We start from the raw sequence: 19,881 nt of genomic DNA on the forward strand, positions 1-19,881 counted from the left end.
AATCACCTTTCTTCTGCTTCAGAAGGGCTCTCCAACCACAGCTGCAGCATGGTATGGAATTGCTCTCTTGTAGTCGGGGTAGCGATCAGCCAATCTTCCTCATCTTTGGTGCTCATACGAATTAACCAGTTCATAGATTCATTCACGACAAAAGCAGCACCCTGGGTCTCCCAGTCTGTACCACTCCATACGGACAGTTGAAGTTCCCCATCCGAGGTTCTTGTCTTGATACACCGGGCCAGAGCCACGGCTCCTTCATGATCGTCGGTAGAGTCCGCAAGTTCTGTGATGATCTCATCCTCGCTCATATGCCCGCTGTTCTCATACAGCTCGTTAAATTGTGTCCGGGATAGTAGCATAGCGGGCATATTATCCACAGATTTGGAATTCCAGCTCATCCGGTTCACCATAACCTCGCTGGCTTGTCTTACATTACCAATCTCAAGAAGCTGATATTCACTGGATGAGTCCGAGAGCTTTCTGACCTCAACGACCTTCTCATCCGTTACATGCAGATATCCTTCAAAGCTCTCTTCCTTAGTCGTGTACCTTACCCAGCACGCACGCTCGGCGAGACCCGCTATAGCAACCTGCGAGAAGACCTGGGAGGACATTTCCAGCTCATCCCCGTCGTCCACTTGGGTTAGATATCCTTTGCTTAGCAGAGAATTCTTCGCACTTTCCCACTCTTCTGCAATTTCTTCCGACAGATATCCGCGGAACGGATCATCAATCCCCAGCAGACGGTCAGAACCGAGAATTCCCGCAAGGAAGAACAGCTCCTTCGTGTCCAGCGTGATTACTGCTTTTCGTGAGGCATTTGCCGTCAACATTTATCCCACCTCCTCTCCAATTAACACCTTCCATTTATCCCCGATTTTTTTCATCCATTCATTTCTCTCTTCACTAGTCTCAAAAGGCAGAGCCGCTTTAATTCTCTCGTATTTACGTCTTATATAATAACCTTGTCCTGCTGGCAGAATAGGAAGCTCTCCATTGCCGGATTGCGTCTCAGACATCGGTATCCGGAAGAAGCTCAGATCATTCGCATCCCGGCTGCCAAGCAGAAATCCGCTTTGACAGTTCCTGATCTCGCCGAACCAATCCACCCCGAAAGTCGGGAAGTCTGAGGGCACACCCGAAATAATAACATGCACGCCAAGCTCTCTTGAGTTCCTGATCAGACTTGTGAGCTTATCCTTAAGGGTGAAATCCTGCAGTTGACGGGCAAGCACATCCGCATCGTCAATCATCAGCAGCTTGGTGGTCCGACCTTGATGAACCACGCCGGTAGAGTCTTCAGAAGTCACCTGTCTGGCATGAAGCTTCTCAAGAATTCCTGCGAGGTTCTTGTCCCCGAAGGAGCTGCCTTTGATATGGGGAATCCCTTGAAGATTCCCTAGCTCATTCGCAGAATGGCGGTTATCCACCGTATAAATCTCAAGCTGCTCCGGCGGGTAGTTCCAGGCAAGTGACAGAAGCCAGCTGGTCAGAAATAAAGATTTGCCCGACTCCATAGGGGCTCCCACCAGGAAGTGCGGTCCTAATTCCAGTTCGGCTCCGAAGGGGCTAAGATCCTCCACCCTGATTCCAAGCGGAGCCGGAACACTGCTAGCTTCACGACTCATTATCACCTCATCGAGAGTCAGCGTATGCGGAAGCTCACGGATGGTCTCTGGCCGAGCGCCTTTCCAGCTTTGATCTAACTGGGATATGCTGTGCCTCAGCTGATCAGCTCTCTCCGCCTCATTCTCACCCGGAGCGGGAAGTGAGGCCTGGAATTCCAATACACGGGAATCCGATTTGATATATCCGCGTCCTGGTGGCTGATGAATATCTGTCTCACCGGCTGCGCGCAGGCCCATGTAATAATAATCTCCGGGATCAGCAATCTGAAAGGCGATAGACCTGGGAATGCTGCTGCGAAGCTTCTCGGTGATATCTCCAACACGATTCGCGCTGATGATCACTCGTATTCCAGCAGCCGCACCTTCACGCAGGATGAACTCCAGCTTCTCGTTCTCCGCCGGGAATGTCCCCTTGAACAGGAAATAATCATCAATTACGACCACGATTTCGGGTAGACCCGAATCTACTGACCTTCGGTATTCCGCCGCGGTCTTCACGCCAGCTTGTACAAAGCGTTGTCTGCGTTCATTCGAGATGAGAAGCAGATAACGGAACAGCCTGGACATACGATCATGATCCTCAGGCAGAATCACATTTCCAATGTGAGGGAGGCTTGCGAACTCCTTCATCGTTCTCCCCATATCCACCACATAGCCCGACCAGGCTTCAGGTGAATAACGCTTAGCCAGGGACATAAGCAAGGTTTGTATTAAGGTTGATTTCCCGGAACCGGGCATGCCATAGATAAGCAAATGTCCATCGTCCAGGGCAATTTGCAAGGCAATCTGCTGCTGCCCGCTGACATCATCGGCCATCCCCGCGACGGCGTTCAGACCTGGGCTGCTCTCAGCCTCATCACTGACTTCCAGAGGGCCAATGAGCTCTGGCAGCGGCGGAAGCCAAGGTCCTTTCAGCTGGTTGATCCCCAGCTTCTCCGCTGTCTGAATAACTGCATTAATTACAGCCTGCAGCTGCTTCATGGGAGGCGGCTCGGCGGGTACAGTCTGTGCATAGTCACTTATTCCTAAAGGCACCCGTTCCCCACTGATTCCAAGCTTATATACCATAGGAGAAGCATTTCCTTCAGCCAAATGCGGCGCACCACTCCAAGCGAATTGAAGCTGCTCGAACACCTCACTGCTGCCCACCTGGAAGTAACCCCGGCCGGATTTGGTAATCCAGGCCGCATCCGGCACTTTAAGCATATCTCTGCTGTCACTCTCATCCTGAACCCGGAGACAGATTCTGAACCGGGCATTGCTCCATATCTTGTCATCCACCACACCCGAAGGCTTCTGGGTTGCCAGAATCAGATGCAGTCCCAGTGTTCTGCCAATGGAAGCGATACTAATCAGCTCATCCATGAAATCAGGATGATCCCGCTTGAGTTCAGCGAACTCGTCAATCATTACAATTAAATGCGGCAGGGGCTCTCCCGTCTTAAGCAGATAATATTCATCAATATGCTGCAAATTCCCGGCATCCTTAAGAACTTGCTGTCTCCGGACCAGTTCGGCCCGTAGAGAGATTTTGGCGCGGTGAATCATTTGTTTGTCCAGATTCGTCAGTGACCCTACGACATGGGGAAAAGCTTCAAGCGTATTGGACATGCCTCCGCCCTTGTAGTCAATGAGCAGAAAGTTCACATCATGCGGATGATATTCCATCGCAATGCTTGCAACCAAGGATTGCAGCAGCTCACTTTTACCCGATCCTGTGGTCCCTGCTATAAGGCCATGCGGTCCGTGGCCCTGGCGTTCGATCTTGTCATGGAGCTGCAAATTCATCGTCTTACCTCCGGCTCTTGCGCCCAAAGGCACCGGCAGCGTCTGAGGGAAGCGATTCCGCTCCCAGGTTCCCGCAATGTCGTGCTCCCCGATCCCCCTGATTCCAAGCAGCTCCAGCAGGGTAAGTGCTGAAGGAATTTCTGCCGCTGATGACTTCTTCAGTTCAATCGGGGCCATTCTACGGGCCAATACATCTGCTTGCTGGATTGAGAAGCGGTCCACCGCGAGCTTCTGCGGCACCGCCATACCGTTCTCTTTTGTGAAAATATAAGCAGCATTTGTTCCCTCACATTCCACAATGAGCCGGCATTGTCTTGGCAGTCTCTCTGTGGAATCAGCCAGGACCAATGTACATGCATTCAGGCCTTCCTCCTGGTCCATTAACAATGCATAAAGGGCCTCGTCCTCAATCAGCCGGTTCTGAGTCAAAAGAGTCACATAGTACGGTTGATCCACTTTGTGCGGTTGGCCATAGGATCGCTCATGCCGCGTAACACGCGGATTAAGTTGCTGATACAGCCATTCGGCGAGCTCCCGGATCTGAACCGGATTGCCAGCCATAAACCTGCGGTCCTTCCCTTCATTCCACACATGGGGACAGTAGCGCATCCAGTCCCATTGCTCCCGCTCGGACTCGCCAAAGAACGCGGCAATCTTCACCTCATCTGGGGAGTGGTTAATCGCAACTTGAGCAATCAAAGCGCGGGACAGGTTGCGGACAGCTTCACAGCTGCCGACGATGCCAATTACGCCACCTTCTGATAACGGCAGGGTTACTGGACAATCCGGTATGAGCTGGTAACTGGTCTGCAGCCGCTCTGCCTCTTCAAGAAGAGGGTCTTCCATGAATTCATTTCGCCGTGGCGCGATGATATCCACCTGAAAAGGAACACTTCCCGTGCCAGCCCTGACATCGAGGAAATCCTCGTCTCCTGCGGATCTCTCCCACAGAGCGGGCGCTTGTTCAGCGGCAATCTGAATCGCCGCCTCGGGATGACGGTGCACAGAGAGAAGCAGTTCTCTTTGCTGCGCGGCTTTGGCTTCGAAATCTTCCCTGTATTTTTCAAGAACCATGCTGTATTTAAGCTCTCTGTCTCTCAGCTTCTGCTCGAAATCTTTGGTCTTCGTCCAATAGATCACAAACGGCAAAAAATAGGTCAACAGAACGCCAACCATAGCAATCCCCTCATACAGCGTAAACTGCGCACTAAGCTGATCCAAAGTAAGGTTCAAGTATATGATGAATCCCACGGTAACCATCGTCAGTGCAGATGGCCATACAAATAGTGAAGGTGAGAACACAGGCCTTGTGGGCACATCTGGCGGCTGCACAATTTCTGTCTGAGCAGACTCCATTGATTTCTTCATTCTAGGTGATCTTTGATAGAGAATACTCACTGAACTCCTCCTAGCTCCATATTACTAGATTCATATTCTTTCATCCGTCGTACCATAGGTACGCTGTATTCTGACAAAAGAACCCTCCATGAGTCCACTGTCCCCTATCTTGTGTTCATGCGGGATATGGAACCAAGGACCCTCAGGCAGCCTGCCTTCAAGGTTGTATATGATACTTTCTTCATCTATTAAGGATTGATAAGCGGAATCATGCTGAAGCAGTCCTAGCAGGTCAAGGGCCTTAGTCTCAGGAGAGAGCTCAATATCGAACCAGTCAGCCTGATTCCTGCCTTTACATACGGTTATAATCACGAATGCTTCCCGACCTTTCCATTTTAGCTCTATAAAATGATCCATATTATTCATCATATCACTGTTAACCACCAGATGGCTTGCTGCCCTATCTCCATTTGTTACAAATTACCCATAAAAATGGGTAATTTATCTTAGTTTAGTTATTAGACTGTTACAAATCTTCTATCTTAATCGTATCTAAAGTGAAGAGATGGCGTGTCAGTTACATCTTTTGGGGGTAAACAGCAAAAAGAGACAGCAAACTGTCTCCAGGGTAATATATTAATTTAGCAAGTTATAAGGTTATTTTAAGCTAATTTTAATAATTGTGTTTTAGTATTGTATTATGAAACCACTGTATAGAGGTGATTAAATTGAGAATCCTGATCAAATTTCAAAACAACACGGTTCCTGTCTACTTTGCGGCAGAGAGCAAACAACCTATTCAACGAACCATCAAACTTTTGACAAGCGCACTTGAGAAGAAGTTCACAACTGGCAAGAGAGCTCTTAAGAAATGTCTGACATCCCTGATCAGTATTGAGATTGAAGGCTCTGAAGCAATTCTTCACAGCAAGAGTGAGTTTGATTCCTTAGCTCTATCTTTATATTAAAATTTGCGAGAATCGCCATTAAGGAATCACACATACAAAGGCAACTGAGGTCCATGGATAGCTGGTCTAACCCGCCACTCTCTGGGCCTCTTCCTCATGCCAAGCCTTCTCCACCCGGATGAGAAATAAAGTCAGCAAATTACGGCGGACTAATTCATGATCACACTTCTCCAGTTTTCTTAAAATAAAACGGTCAATAGCCATCATGCCCACCTCCTTATAGTGAGATAAAACCGGGTAAAGGAACTTTTTTCCTTTGACCCGGTTACTTGTTATTTAACCCTTATATTTGGTTTTAAACGTCTATTTGACGGATCGAATGAAGAAAGATTGAAGAAATTAACCATCGGATTTGGGAGCCGCATGCTGCTTGAGCACCGTTCGCCTTGCAGGATTCAGCCGCAGCACCGAAGCGGTGAGCAGGAGCAGCAGCCCATTAAGAACAAAGACGACCGAAATAGGGACAAATCCTGCCGCAGCCCCTCCTGCAACCGGTCCGGCCATTCCCCCAAGCTGATTGGCGGATTGGTTCAAGCTGAACGCGCGTCCTCTAAATTCCGGTGCAGTAGATTGAACAATCAGGGCATTCAAGGACGGATATACCGCCGCGAAGAACAAGCCGTACACGAAGCGGAGGAGGCCGAACCCGTATAAGTTATGGAAAATCAACTGCAGGAGGTTGCCGACTCCTCCCCCGACCAGTCCAATAATCAGTGTATTCCGGTACCCTATCCGCTGGCCGATCCTGCCCCAGATCGGTGCCGCTAGAACGGTTGCGATGCCTACAGCCGAGAAAATAATTCCGGAACTAAGCGAAGCATCCCCCATAGACGCACCCAGATCCACCACATACAAGGTTAACAGGGGTTCAAGCACCATTACCGAAGTCGTTACGATGAGCACAACGGTCAGAAGCCGGATCAATGGACGATTCGCGATGGCCTCTTTGAAATCATCCAGTACATGAGATCTGGCCTGATCCCGGTGAAAGTTCTCTTCCTTGACGAAAAACAAGGCGATCAGAGCAGAGATCAATACAACGCCACCCGCGGCAATAAAGCATTCCCGATAACCGATATATTTGCTCAGTACCCCGCCAATCATCGGCCCAACAATACCACCCGCAGCTCCTGCGGTTGACATAATTCCAAGGGAATAGCCCACATTGCGCTCGGGGGTATTGGTTGCAACAAGGGCGATAGCGGAAGGAACATAACCGGCCAGCAGGCCTGAGAGGATGCGCACACCCAGAAGCTGATAAGGATCCTGCACGAGCGAGGTCAGAATGTAGACCCCACACAGACAGAATCCTGAGCGCAGAAGCATGGGCTTGCGGCCGTATTTATCCGAAAGCGATCCCCAATAGGGAGCAATTAAGGCTCCAGCGAGAAAGGTAATCCCAAAGGTCAGTCCGGACCATAAAGTTACATTGGTGCGGACTCCCAGGTCATGACTGATGAACAAGGATAGAAATGGAATTACCATTGAATAGGCCATACTGCAAAAGAATACACCGCTCCAGAGAACATACAGATTCTTTCTCCATGAAAATTCCATTTCGGTCCACCTCTGTTTCTCTTCCCCACACTTACACGGGAGACTTAATCGTGTCTGCAATAACAGATTTGATATTCTCTATATATTAAAGCTTTTTTATAGTGTTTCACAGCTTTACATACTTTTTTCATAAAATTATTACAAGCAACTATAGATTCTCATCACGCAGAACAGGGCGCCCAAGGCAGAATCATCTGCTTAAAGGGCGCCCTGTTCAATATTTCTTGAGACTTAATCTAAATTTTACAGCTCAAGAATCATAACTGAGGAATCCTGGTGGCCGCCATGCATCCCGGCTCTTTCCGGACGATGGGTCAGCATGACCTCCTGCTCAGTCACATACAGCGGGATTGTTGGAAGCTCGTTCAGATAGTGCTCATTCATCAGCACATGGACATCCACCTCGTACTCGCGGGATCCTCCAATTACAGGCATTCTCCCCGTCTCATTCACGTAATCGTCCACGGCGTTCTGCACCAGATCCAGATAGTACGGAATGTGCCGCTCCTCTTCGGGAAATATCTCGTATGTCTCCCTGGAAAGGTAGAACTTCTGCTCGGGTACGCCGCCAAGATAGCGGCTAAGCCTCGACAGATCTATTGTACCGTCACTCTGTAAGAGCGACATCCGGTTAATGGGGGGCCGGCATCTCATCTTCATATCTCAGAACAGCTCTTCTTATGTCTTCCAGCGTCACATGAATCGCGGCACGATCTGCGGTGCTGCGTTTTTTTCTCCAAAACATCATAATGGGTACCTCCCTGTTACTCAGCTTTGTCAGGAAGCGCTTACATTATTATTGTATCCTGAAATTTCGTTTTTGAACATGGTAAATCTCTAACTTTTTGTATTTATTCATAAATCTCTAATTCACTGGGTTCTACTCCCGCCACATTGCCGTATCCTCCATCTATTTAACATGCCTTGGTAAGTTATCCCTCCATACTGTGTGTCAGCGCTGGAAATTAAGGTTTAATTGCTGTAGGATTAGATTGTTTCGTTCTATAGGGTACCCGGTACCTATCGTGCTCAGGCAGCAGCTAAACAGAGGATCATGAAGGAGGACTTCCATTGGAAGATGTAATTATCATAGGTGCTGGACCCTGCGGACTGTCCGCAGCCATAGAATGCCAGCTTCAAGGCTTGTCTGTAAGAGTGATAGAGAAATATAACATTGTTCACTCTATTTATTTATATCCCACCCATATGCAATTCTTCAGTACGTCTGAAGCACTTGAGATCGGGGATATCCCGTTCGTAACTCCGGGGGACAAGCCCTTCCGTCATGAGGCACTGGCTTATTACCGCAGGGTGGCTTCGCATTACAACCTTCAGGTGAATTGTTATGAAGAGGCTCTCAGCATCGACCGCAAGCCTGAAGGAACCTTCACCGTACGTACAAGAACCTCTTCAGGAGAAGAGCTGGAGTACTCAGCTCGTCATGTCGTCATATCCTCAGGGTATTTCGACCATCCCAATCTCCTTGGCATCCCTGGTGAAGAGAGGGAGAAGGTGACCCACTATTTCCGTGAAGCCCATCCTTATACCGGAATGAAGGTAGCGATTATCGGAGGCAGCAACTCGGCTGTGGATGCGGCTATGGAGCTGATTCGTGTCGGTGCGGAGGTTACGATTGTATACCGCGGGGAAGGCATTTCCTCCCATATCAAGCCATGGGTCAAGCCTTTGTTCGAATCTATGATTGACAAAGGGCGCATCCAAATGCGCACCTCATCCCGTGTGATCTCTATTCTTCAGGACCGTATCGTTACAGAGTCTCTCACGGATGGAACCACAACTGAGCTTGAGAATGATTTTGTGCTGGCTCTGACAGGCTTTCGGCCTGACCGTAAGCTGCTAGCCTCGGCAGGGGTCCAAATGTCGGATGACATGGATAAGCCGGTCTTTGATCCTGAGACCATGGAGAGTAATATCCCTGGGCTCTATATCGCCGGAGTGGTAGCTTCAGGACGTAATGCGAACGAGGTATTCATTGAATCAGGCCGCGGCCACGGCAGACTTATCGCTAGGCATATTATGAACACCCCATCTTCGGAGGCGTGAATATGATGGCCCACATTGATATCACCGCACTTCTGCTGTTATTCATGGCAGGGCTTGGTATATTCAGCGGCAACATGCCTATCACGGTCGCTATGATTGTGCTGCTGCTTCTGAGAGTGACCAAGATGAATCAGTTCTTCCCCTGGCTGGACAAATATGGCCTGACTATAGGCATTATCGTGCTCACCATCGGGGTAATGTCCCCTGTAGCCAGCGGCAAGCTCTCTCCTCAAATGCTATGGGCTTCTTTCTTTCACTGGAAGTCGCTGTGCGCGATTGCCGTCGGCATACTCGTAGCCTATCTCGGCGGCCGCGGAGCATCCTTGATGAGTAGTCAGCCAACCGTTGTTGCCGGCCTCTTGATTGGTACCGTCATCGGGGTTGCCTTCTTCAAAGGAGTACCCGTTGGTCCTCTTATTGCAGCCGGGTTGTTATCCATATTAATTGGCCGAAGCTGAGCCATGTGCAAGAAGAAAGGGCCGTCTATTTAGACGGCCCTTTGCTGTGGATTCATTACATACATGTTAGAAAGCGATAGAAAAGCGATATTGCTGCCTCGGAGAGCAGCTTCCGCTAGGCCATCCACCTAGGACTTGCATGGTGATCAAGCGGAGAACGGCACCCCTTTTACTGGAGATTCTGGATACTGTATAAGCCGGCGTATACTCCCTCTTCGGCCATTAATTCCTCATGGGTACCAGACTCCACTACAGCCCCATCCTTCATCACATAGATCCGGTCAGCATGGGTTATTGTAGACAGCCGGTGAGCGACCACAAGCGTGGTCCGATTCGTCGACAGATCTCTAAGGGACTGCTGAATCAGATGCTCGGACTCCAGATCGAGAGCCGAGGTCGCTTCATCCAGAATAAGTATCGGCGGATCCTTGAGAAATACCCGGGCTATAGCAATCCGCTGCTTCTGTCCCCCGGACAGCTTGACTCCCCGTTCGCCAACCTCGGTATCGTAGCCTTGAGGAAGCTTCATGATAAAGTCATGGGCATTCGCCGCCTTGGCGGCCTCAATGACCGCCTCCTCACCCCCGTCCGGATTTCCAAGAATGATATTATCCCTTACCGTCCCGCTGAACAGAAAGTTATCCTGGAGCACCATGCCCACGTGACTTCGCAGACTCTGCATCGTATAGTCGCGGACGTCATGACCATTCACCGAGACGGAACCTTCCTGAATGTCGTAGAATCTGGGGATCAGACCCACCAGAGAGGATTTGCCCCCTCCGCTCATCCCGACAAAGGCAATCGTCTCTCCAGGCTGGACACTTAGAGAAATATCTCTCAGCACCCACCCCCCGGAATCCTGATATTTGAACCATACCTTCTCGAAAGAAACACTGCAGGAGTCCGCCTTGAGAACCTTGGAATCAGGCTCGTCTCTCATATCATAGGGTTCTTCCAGCAGCTCATGCACCCGTTCCCAGGAAGCGGTGGCCTGGGTCAACGTCGTTGACGAGTTAATAAGCCGTTTCAGTGGTGCGTACAGGCGGTCAAGATACCCGAAGAAGGCAACAAAGGTGCCGAGTGTAAGATTGCCTTGAAGAACCTGATAGCCCCCATAGCCAATAACGAGCAGTGGAGCCAGGTCAGTCAGCGTATTGATGATTGCGAACGTCCAGGCGTTCCAGCGGCTCTGCGCCAATCCTTTACTAAGAAAGGCTTCATTCGTTCTCCCGAACAGCTTACGGTCATAACCTTCGAGCGCGAAGCTGCGGATGACCGAAATTCCTTGAATGCGTTCATGCAGATAAGCCTGTATTCCCGCCAAGGCTGCCGAACGGTCCTTGGTGAGTTTTTTCAGACGCTTGTACATTATTTTTACCGAAAGAGCATATAAAGGCATAATGGCAATGGACACTAAGGTCAGCACCGGGTCCAGATAGAGCATAAAGCCAAGCACAAAGACCAGTGTAAACAGATCCAGCCAGATATTCATCATTCCGACTTCAACGATATTCTTGGTCTGCTCCGCATCGTTAATGAACCGGGATATTATCTCCCCCACTTTAGTGTTCTGATAATAACGCAGCGACAGCCGCTGTAGGTGCTCATAGAGCCTGGTGCGCAGGTCGAACAGAATTTTGGCCGTAATATACTGGGCAAAGTACTGCCGGGCATACTCGACAGGTCCCCGGACGATCACGAACAGGAAGAAGGTAATTCCCAGCACCAGCATAAGCTGCTGAATCTGCTGCTGCAGGGTCAAGCTGTCATTCAGCATAAGATCATCCACAACATATTTAAGAATGAGTGGAAGAAGAGACGGAATCCCGAACTTCAGGATTCCGATCAGAACAGTTACGATAATCCATTTCGTATAAGGTTTTACAAACACAAAATAAGCTTTCCATTGACTCAATTGAGGCGCACTTCCCTTGGTTGACATTTTTATGAGAGCCTGAATTTGGCACTTGGCTGCACATTTATGATATACTCTACTGCATAATTTGATGAATGTGAGGAAATTCATGCCACGTCGATTTATTATTGAAGCCGTAATGTTAGCTATATATGGGGAGATTACGGCTCCGGATGAACCTGTTGAATTCATTGTACCGTATCCCACAATCATGGAGCTATATGAGTTCCGGAACAGTCCCGAACCTTTGATGAGCGACCCGGACGATGACCTGTATGTGAAGAGCAAGATTGAGGAGCTGATCGACTATTTGGAAGTGCCCTTCAATCGCAAAAAACTCGAGCGGGCGCTAAGTATCCCTTGGTCAAAAAGCTCTTCAATCCTGCTCGGCAAGTCAGTCTCGCTTACCATTGTCAATGCTCTGGATAATGAGCAATACGGCGAATTCCTTGATCCCATCGAGACGGTAATCGTGCTGACCTCACTTAGGGAATCCGCTCCGGTTCTTACGGATCAGCCTGAATTGATCAGCCGGATTATTGATGCTGAGATACCTGTGCAGGTATTTGGCATTCAGGACTTTCATTTCGCGGTGGAGACGGACAATCTTGACTCGCAGCAGACATAGTAACAGGCCCGCAGTTAGCGGGCCTGTTAACGCTGCTTCTATAATACGGATTAAGCTGTCTTCACTTTGGCCTTCACATATTCATATGCAATATCGTCGGACGACTCCTCATAGGTTACTTTCAGATCGTATCCTTCCAAATACCACATATCCTGCTCTTCCATATAGAAGTTAATCCCTTCCGCTTCCATCGCATAACCGGGTGAACCCGGATCTTCAACACCAATACCAAGGGAAAATCCGGGATGAATATGGCCGCCGGCACTGTAGCGAACGAAAAAGCGGATCGCCTGCCCCTCCTGAAGCTCCAATTCCTTTTTATACCACTTAGCTGCTGAATCGGTAACGTGGATCATCAGTTCATCTCCTTCGTTTTCTCTTTGAAGTGGAACGCCCTTGATTGTTCCTTATCGCTCTTCACCCTCTATTTTAGACCATGAGCCCTCGAATGCCAAACGTCCTTTTCTGGGTCATAAACAAATTAAAGTTTGACAATTTTGCGAACTGGGTGATAAAATCGTCAGCGTACGAACATTATTGAACTATTTTCCAAAAGAAAGGGTGAATACGGTGTTTAAAGATCATCTCATGAACTCAATTGAGTACTCGGCACAGCCACAACAACTGAATACCGGAGGTAACCCTGCAATTCTCGGAATTGGTTTGTAGCTGGACTGGAATCTTGCTCTTTGAGCATCTTCTCTTGTTCTGCGGCGGTTACTTGTGCTCAAGTGACGTACGCATGCTATGTGACCTTAAATAGGAAGGCATATCGTTGACGGACGATATGCCTTTTTTGTCTTTTTCCGTAATTTTGCAGTGTTGCTTATGATTGTTTGAACCACATATAAACCAAAGGAGGGAACCCAATGTTCTCTGTTCTTAGAAACCTCGGATGGTTTTTCCGAAGGGAAAAAAGGCGTTATGCGGTGGGTCTTGTGCTGCTAATCGTAGCTGGTATCGCAGAGCTCGCTCCGCCCCGTCTTCTTGGTAATGCGATTGACGAGATTGTTAACGGGTCTATTACATGGACTTCACTTACCCGTTATATCCTCCTAATCCTTGCGATGCTTGTCTTTATTTATTTCATCACGTACATATGGATGCGTGCCATATTCGGCGGATCTAACCTGGTGGAGCGGCTGCTGCGGTCCAGATTCATGGCCCACCTGCTGAGAATGACTCCGCCTTTCTTTGAACGCAACCGGACCGGCGATCTGATGGCCCGAGCCACGAACGACCTTCGCTCCGTGGCGCAGACAGCGGGCTTCGGTATGCTGACTTTGACGGATTCCACCATCTTCCTGGCTGTAATCTTCATCGCCATGAGTACTGTCATCAGTCTGAAGCTGACCCTGGCCGCAATTATCCCCCTTCCTTTCATTGCCCTAGCCATGAGTATATATGGGAAAGTCATTCACCAGCGTTACACGGTTGCCCAGGATGCCTTCGGTGATATGAATGATCAGGTGCTTGAATCGGTAGCTGGTATCCGGGTTATCCGGGCATATGTGCAAGAACGCAATGACGAGAGACGTTTTGAATCTGTAACCAATGATGTATACGAGAAGAACCTGGCTGTCGCAAGAGTGGATGCTTTCTTCGAACCCACCATCCGTCTATGTGTCGGCATCAGTTATGCCATAGGTCTAGCCTACGGAATCTATCTCGTATTTCATAATGAGCTTACGCTCGGGGAGCTTGTCTCCTTCAATATGTACCTGGGGATGATGATCTGGCCTATGTTCGCCATTGGTGAGCTGATCAACATCATGCAGCGGGGCGGGGCCTCTCTGGACCGTGTTAATGAAATTCTGTACACCAAGCCGGATGTGGAGGATGCAGACATTCCCGCGCAGATTACTCAGCCTGAACGCATTGAGTTCAACAATGTAACTTTCCGTTATCCTTCATCAGCCGCAGATAATCTGAAGCAGATTAATCTTAGTCTCCGCCCTGGAGATACACTTGGCGTTGTTGGCAGGACCGGCAGCGGGAAGTCTACCCTGCTCAAGCAGCTCCTTCATGAATATCCGCTGGGAACCGGAGAAATTCTGATCTCGGGTGTACCGCTTGAGCAGATACCCGCCGAGAAGCTGCATGCGTGGATTGGTTATGTACCCCAGGAGCAAATTCTCTTCTCCAAGACCGTGCGCCAGAACATCCAGTTCGGCCTTAAGGATGCCTCGGATGAGGTCATCATGGAAGCGATACGCACCGCGGCGTTCGATCAGGATCTCCAGACTTTGTCTGATGGCCTGGATACCCTTGTTGGCGAGAAGGGCGTCGCTCTATCCGGGGGACAGAAGCAGCGGGTATCTCTGTCCAGAGCCTTCATCGCTGATCCGCAGATTCTGATTCTGGATGATGCGCTGTCCGCGGTCGATGCCCGTACCGAGGCCCGGATCATTGGAAATATCCGGAGCAAGCGTACCGGCAAGACAACGCTTATTTCAACTCACAGACTCTCTGCTATAGAACACGCAGACCACATTATTGTCCTGGAGAAAGGACAAATCATTGAACAAGGAACCCACGAGGAGCTGTTGTCGAACGGCGGCTGGTACCGTGAACAGTACGACAGACAGCAGGTGGAATCCAATCTTACAGACGGGGAGGTGTCTTAATTGCATACGAGTACGGGGAAATCCCTATTTAAATATGCTCTCACCGCCAAGAAAACATTTATTCTGGCCTTGCTGATGCTCGCAATCGGTGTGGCTGCTGATCTTGCCGGCCCCTTCATCGCAAGGAATATGATCGATAACCATGTTCTGGCCATTGAGAAGTCCTATTTTCAAACCCAGACCCAAGATGAATACACCGTCTCATATAGCAACGTATTCTATAAGCGGGAAGACCGCTTTGCTCCAGGCGAGCAGAAGGGACAGGAAATCCGTATCCTTCAAGTCGGGAAAGGTTATGTTATGGCACTCGGTTCTGTAACAACCAAGGAGGGCGAAAGGTCCTATAAGGATGGGAAGTTAACCATATCCCGCGGAGCAGAGACCGATATCTATATGGCCAGACCGCTCAGCAGCGCCGAGATCTACTCGTTCTACAAGCCTGAGTTCCCTGGCATTGTCCAGCTGCTGGGCTGGTATCTTGGCTTTCTCGCCATTGCTATTGTTATGGATTTCGGCAAGACCTACTGGCTGCAATCTTCGGCCAACCGCGTGATTCAGAAGCTTCGTCTTGATGTGTATGCGCACATCCAGCGGCTGCCGGTGAATTTCTTCGACAATTTGCCTGCGGGCAAGGTGGTCTCAAGGGTTACCAATGATACTGAAGCCGTGAAGGAGCTATTTATCGCGGTATTGTCCAACTTTTTCACAGGCATTATTAATATCATCGGGGTCTATGTCGCCCTGTTCCTGCTGGATGCCCGGCTAGGACTTATCTGTCTGTTCATCGTTCCGATTCTGGTTCTCTGGGTGGTGCTGTACCGCAAATATGCGACCAGATACAATACGATAATCCGCTCCAGATTAAGTGAAATTAATGCTATTATTAACGAATCGATTCAGGGGATGTCCATAATTCGTGTCTTTCGGAGACAGAAACAATCCACTGAGGAATTCGAAGCCTTGAACGATGATTACATGAAACATCAGAACAAAATGCTTAATCTGAATGCATTCACCTCCCATAACCTGGTCAATGTGCTGCGGAGCGGGACCTTTGCCATCATCCTTTGGTATTTCGGTTCCTCAGCGCTGGGAGGGGCTAGCGTAGTATCTCTGGGGGTCCTGTACGCCTTCGTGGATATTCTCGGACGCCTGTTCCATCCGATCACCGGAATGGTCAACCAGCTTGCTGCGCTTGATTCATCGATGGTGTCGGCCGGACGGGTATTCACGTTAATGAACGAACCTGGCGAGCAGGTCACTGATGGCTCAATGCCGCGTTATACAGGGAATGTCGAGTTCAAGGATGTCTCCTTTGCTTACAAACGGGACTATGTACTGAAGAATATCAACTTTACAGCTAAGCAAGGCCAGACGGTTGCCCTAGTAGGTCATACCGGTTCAGGCAAGAGCTCCATTATTAACCTGTTGTTCCGCTTCTATGACCCCCAGAAGGGTGTCATTACGATCGATGGTACTCCTGTCACCGAATTGCCAAAACAGTGGCTTCGTCAGCACATGGGAATTGTGCTGCAGGATCCCTACTTGTTCACCGGGACTATTGCCTCCAACGTTAGTCTTGGGGATGAACGAATCTCCAGGGAGACCGTAGAGAAGGCATTGCGCGATGTCGGTGCCGAACGTATTCTGTCCCACCTTCCAGGCGGGATGGATGAGCCGGTTATCGAGAAGGGAAGTACATTATCTGCCGGTGAGCGCCAGCTGATCTCCTTCGCCAGAGCGCTCGCCTTCGACCCAGCTATTCTAATCCTGGATGAAGCGACCGCGAATATCGATACCGAGACCGAAGCGCTGATTCAATCTGCGCTTGAGGTACTCAAGAAGGGCCGTACAACCTTTATCATTGCGCACCGACTCTCCACCATCCGTAGTGCGGATCAGATTCTGGTGCTGCACCGGGGAGAGATTGTGGAGCAGGGAACCCATGACGAGCTTCTTGCCATGGGCGGCAAGTATCATCAAATGTATCAGCTGCAGCTTGGAGCTTCAGGTCTTGCAGCCTCTGAAGAGGCTTCCGAAGCGGCAATAACCTTGGACCCTGTCCCTAAGGGATCTTAATCTAATCAAGCAAAAAAAGCCGCCCTTCTTATGTGGTATTATCCCCTTCTAGTAGACAAGAGAAAAAAGACATCTGGTAAGATGGATTTAATTCTTGTTGAGCGGAGGGGATTTTTCATGGCCAAAAAGGGGCAAACCTTTCGGAAGTACTCCTTGGAATTAAAGATGGAGGCAGTCCGGTTGGTGAACGAGGAGCAGAGAAGTATTCGTGAAGTGGCGAAACAGTTGGGCGTTCGTAATAAGTCTCAGGTACAAACCTGGGCAACAAAATATCGAACAGGTGAGATTTTAGAGCCAACTAGCCCAAGACGAGGACGACCGAAAACGAAGTTTTCCAGCATGGAAGAAGAAATGGCGTATCTACGAGCGGAGATTGAATATTTAAAAAAGCAGTATCCAAATCTGCACAAGGAGTGACGAAGAAAGCAACCAGGTTCGGAATCATCGAGGAAATGCGAGAGAGGTATTCACTGAAATGGCTATTAGAGTTAGCCCATGTTTCACGAGCAGGCTATTACAAATGGAGAAGGGCTCAGCAGACAGCCAGGCAGCGTAAAGAAAGGGACAAGCTACTGGAAGCTCATATGTTGTCGCTCCACCGCCTTCATCCCTACTTTGGTTATCTGCGTATGACGGTTGCTTTACGGAAAGAAGGCCTCGTAGTTAACCACAAAAGGGTCTACCGGATTATGAAGAAATTGGGGATTCAGTCGGTCATTCGAAAGAAGCGTCGTTTTTTCGGTAAACAGGCTTCTGTCGTGAATCCCAATCGGCTGGATCGTCAATTTCAGGCGGATACTCCTTTATCTAAACTGGCTACCGACATTACCTACATACGGGTTGGGGAACGGTTTGTCTACCTTTCGGCAATCCAGGATCTGTATAACAACGAGATCGTAGCCTGGCACCTTTCGGAACGAAACGATCTGGCTCTGGTTAACGAAACGCTAGACGCGTTAAGTAAAGATGTAAATTTGGAGGGAGCTATTCTCCATTCAGACCAGGGATTTCAATACACCTCCAAACCATTTAACCGTAAACTTACTGGACTTGGGATCCTCGGAAGCCATTCCAGACGCGGAAACTGTCTGGACAACGCATGCATAGAATCCTTCTTTTCTCATCTGAAAACGGAAAAGATATATTTAAGCAATCCCCAAACCTTAGCTGAGGTAGAAAAACAGGTGCGCGAGTATATTTCATTTTATAACCAAAGTAGATTCCAGAAAAAACTAAACAACCGTTCCCCGGTTGAATACCGAGAAACGGTTGCTGCTTAAACATGTCTTTTTAGACCTGTCTACTTGACAGGGGTATGACCATATGGGAGCGGCTTTTTGCTTATTGTGATAATCGGATCTCGATATTATATTTGCTGCTGAGATAGGTCTCGGCCTGCGTATCTGTAATGACTTGTGGATATATCTTGTCCGGTTCCGGGGAATGAAGCTTGTAATACAGTATGGCCGTTCCATCTACAGAGAAATCTACCTTCTCAATAGAGATACCGTATCCCGGATTTGGCTGTTGGGCTCTTGTAAGAACCACCTTGTTAATCTGATCGTTAACCTTCTGGACTGCAAAGGTAACCTGCTGAGCTTCATTCTGCGCAGCATTGTGATTATTCACGAACTCAGCTGCCTTGTAGACCATCAAAGCGGCCTCCATACGCGTAATTGTATCCTTGGGATGAAATTTTCTGCTGTTGTCTAGAGAAGCGATCTTCAGCAGCAGCAGGTTCTGGATGCTGCCCTGATACTCTGGTGTACCCTCACTTTCATCTTCCACGGGAATGTACATTTTAATCATGGGATAATTCCCTGTTGCCCTTATTCCCTTGTACAAGATGTGGGCGAATTGCTCCCTGGTCAGTTCCGCAGAGGGATTAGCTGCCAGCTCAACCGGAATTCCATTCTCCTTGGCAATCTTCAGCGACTCTGCATACCAGGCCGCTCCCTTCTCGGGCTGAGAAGCAGAACCGGATTTCAACTGCAGCGCCTTCACCACCAGATGAACGCCTTGCGCGCTTGTCAGCTTACCCTGTGGAGCGAATTTATCCTTGGTTATACCCTGAATAATGTTCTTGCTCTGCAGTGACTTGATCACCTCAGAGTTCTCCCCGGTAACATCCGAGAATGCGGAAGCTGAGGAGACAGCAACTAAAGATCCACACAACACCCATGCCGCAATGGCCTTGCTTTTATTTATCATCACCTGAACACCTCCACTCTCTTAACGGTTCCCCTCAGAAAAATGTTGCATTAATCTTCCACCTTCACCTGATCATACAGCTGGCGTGAGTAGTGCTGCAGCTTAACTTCAAGCGCCCGTGCCTCGTCCTTGAACGATTTGAGCTCCTGAATCATCGCCGATCTTCCCGCATGTGTGAAAGTCTCATGAATCCGCTCTTTGAAATAATCATGAACTATGTAATTCCGGTGCTTCCATACCCGGGTTAACTGATCAATCTCCTCTTCCGTAAAAGAAAAGTTATGCTGGATCTCACGAACCAGCTGACCTAGCGAGCTGCTAAGCTTAAGCTGGAACAGCTCCGTGAAGTCCTCCTCAGATGGCACCTTCCCATCAGCTACCTTCATCAGCATAATCAGGTTCGCAAGCTGCTGTTCCAGAGCCTGAGAGTAATATACGGCCAAGCCGAAATAGGAAAAGAGTTCTTTCGCCTGTTCCGTGTCCATTCCCTTCATATCCTTCATTAACGAACCATCCTTCAAATTACATTTACCCAATTATATGGGTCGAACAGCTTAAGCTCATTCAGATACCCTAACAAGATGAAGCGAATAAGCCTGCTACCCTTGTGCCAGATGTCA

At 49.0% G+C, this 19,881-nt stretch carries 17 protein-coding genes; 7 read left to right on the plus strand and 10 right to left on the minus strand.

Going from position 1 to position 19,881, the window contains the following annotated elements; all coding sequences use genetic code 11:
- Positions 1 to 2: 2 nt before the first annotated feature.
- The 3 genes from LDO05_RS11560 to LDO05_RS11570 are packed head-to-tail and all read right to left on the minus strand — an operon-like array spanning position 3 to position 5,183.
- Entirely contained in the window at positions 3 to 833 is an 831-nt protein-coding gene (locus LDO05_RS11560; protein ID WP_251375551.1) for a hypothetical protein, read from the minus strand.
- Positions 834 to 4,814, minus strand: coding sequence for a type VII secretion protein EssC (gene essC, locus LDO05_RS11565; RefSeq protein ID WP_346657567.1), 3,981 nt, complete (start codon positions 4,812 to 4,814; stop codon positions 834 to 836). It lies immediately after the preceding gene.
- A gap of 30 nt (positions 4,815 to 4,844) precedes the next feature.
- A complete protein-coding gene (locus LDO05_RS11570) occupies positions 4,845 to 5,183 on the minus strand; it encodes a hypothetical protein (protein ID WP_251375553.1) in 339 nt (112 codons plus the stop codon).
- 299 nt (positions 5,184 to 5,482) lie between these two features.
- Between LDO05_RS11570 and LDO05_RS11575 the strand changes: the two genes are divergently transcribed.
- Positions 5,483 to 5,722 (plus strand): hypothetical protein, encoded by a 240-nt coding sequence (locus LDO05_RS11575; protein WP_127199767.1) that lies wholly within the window; start codon positions 5,483 to 5,485, stop codon positions 5,720 to 5,722.
- A 66-nt stretch (positions 5,723 to 5,788) separates the two neighbouring features.
- Here LDO05_RS11575 and LDO05_RS11580 read toward each other — a convergent pair whose 3' ends face one another.
- From LDO05_RS11580 to LDO05_RS11590, 3 genes are all read right to left on the minus strand, one after another.
- On the minus strand, positions 5,789 to 5,929 hold the full coding sequence (locus tag LDO05_RS11580) for a hypothetical protein (protein WP_251378792.1): 141 nt from the start codon (positions 5,927 to 5,929) through the stop codon (positions 5,789 to 5,791).
- Positions 5,930 to 6,061: 132 nt separating this feature from the next.
- Positions 6,062 to 7,279: an MFS transporter gene (locus tag LDO05_RS11585; protein ID WP_251375554.1), complete on the minus strand. Its 1,218-nt coding sequence runs from the start codon at positions 7,277 to 7,279 to the stop codon at positions 6,062 to 6,064.
- Between the two features lie 243 nt (positions 7,280 to 7,522).
- Entirely contained in the window at positions 7,523 to 7,906 is a 384-nt protein-coding gene (locus LDO05_RS11590; RefSeq protein WP_346657568.1) for a DUF3939 domain-containing protein, read from the minus strand.
- 444 nt (positions 7,907 to 8,350) lie between these two features.
- Between LDO05_RS11590 and LDO05_RS11595 the strand changes: the two genes are divergently transcribed.
- The gene (locus tag LDO05_RS11595; RefSeq protein WP_251375555.1) at positions 8,351 to 9,343 is read left to right on the plus strand and encodes a YpdA family putative bacillithiol disulfide reductase; all 993 of its coding nucleotides are present in this window, start codon (positions 8,351 to 8,353) and stop codon (positions 9,341 to 9,343) included.
- 5 nt (positions 9,344 to 9,348) lie between these two features.
- Positions 9,349 to 9,801 carry a DUF441 domain-containing protein gene (locus LDO05_RS11600; RefSeq protein WP_481857059.1) on the plus strand — a complete coding sequence of 151 codons (453 nt, stop codon included), beginning with the start codon at positions 9,349 to 9,351 and terminating at the stop codon, positions 9,799 to 9,801.
- Positions 9,802 to 9,970: 169 nt separating this feature from the next.
- On the opposite strand, the gene LDO05_RS11605 is transcribed toward LDO05_RS11600, so the two are convergent.
- Positions 9,971 to 11,716, minus strand: coding sequence for an ABC transporter ATP-binding protein (locus tag LDO05_RS11605; protein ID WP_276575510.1), 1,746 nt, complete (start codon positions 11,714 to 11,716; stop codon positions 9,971 to 9,973).
- A gap of 109 nt (positions 11,717 to 11,825) precedes the next feature.
- On the opposite strand from LDO05_RS11605, the gene LDO05_RS11610 reads away from it, so the two are divergent.
- On the plus strand, positions 11,826 to 12,344 hold the full coding sequence (locus tag LDO05_RS11610; protein WP_251375557.1) for an ADP-heptose synthase: 519 nt from the start codon (positions 11,826 to 11,828) through the stop codon (positions 12,342 to 12,344).
- A 50-nt stretch (positions 12,345 to 12,394) separates the two neighbouring features.
- Here LDO05_RS11610 and LDO05_RS11615 read toward each other — a convergent pair whose 3' ends face one another.
- The gene (locus tag LDO05_RS11615; RefSeq protein ID WP_251378708.1) at positions 12,395 to 12,703 is read right to left on the minus strand and encodes a HesB/YadR/YfhF family protein; all 309 of its coding nucleotides are present in this window, start codon (positions 12,701 to 12,703) and stop codon (positions 12,395 to 12,397) included.
- 510 nt (positions 12,704 to 13,213) lie between these two features.
- On the opposite strand from LDO05_RS11615, the gene LDO05_RS11620 reads away from it, so the two are divergent.
- The 3 genes from LDO05_RS11620 to LDO05_RS11630 all read left to right on the plus strand — a co-directional run bounded on the left by LDO05_RS11620 (position 13,214) and on the right by LDO05_RS11630 (position 18,330).
- Entirely contained in the window at positions 13,214 to 14,971 is a 1,758-nt protein-coding gene (locus LDO05_RS11620) for an ABC transporter ATP-binding protein (RefSeq protein ID WP_251375558.1), read from the plus strand.
- Complete coding sequence (locus LDO05_RS11625; RefSeq protein ID WP_251375559.1) at positions 14,972 to 17,050, plus strand: ABC transporter ATP-binding protein; 2,079 nt, start codon at positions 14,972 to 14,974, stop codon at positions 17,048 to 17,050. It begins immediately after the preceding gene.
- A 117-nt stretch (positions 17,051 to 17,167) separates the two neighbouring features.
- Positions 17,168 to 18,330, plus strand: a protein-coding gene (locus tag LDO05_RS11630) for an IS3 family transposase (RefSeq protein WP_481856985.1) whose coding sequence is annotated in 2 segments (ribosomal slippage) — positions 17,168 to 17,432 and positions 17,432 to 18,330 — 1,164 coding nt in all. Because the reading frame shifts where the segments join, the coding sequence is not laid out codon by codon here.
- 61 nt (positions 18,331 to 18,391) lie between these two features.
- On the opposite strand, the gene LDO05_RS11635 is transcribed toward LDO05_RS11630, so the two are convergent.
- Together LDO05_RS11635 and LDO05_RS11640 are read right to left on the minus strand one after the other, a co-directional pair.
- A complete protein-coding gene (locus LDO05_RS11635; RefSeq protein WP_251378709.1) occupies positions 18,392 to 19,261 on the minus strand; it encodes an S-layer homology domain-containing protein in 870 nt (289 codons plus the stop codon).
- 50 nt (positions 19,262 to 19,311) lie between these two features.
- A complete protein-coding gene (locus LDO05_RS11640) occupies positions 19,312 to 19,764 on the minus strand; it encodes a hypothetical protein (protein ID WP_251375560.1) in 453 nt (150 codons plus the stop codon).
- Positions 19,765 to 19,881 lie beyond the last annotated feature (117 nt).

The organism is Paenibacillus sp. YPG26 (genome assembly GCF_023704175.1).
Classification (GTDB): Bacteria; Bacillota; Bacilli; order Paenibacillales; family Paenibacillaceae; genus Fontibacillus.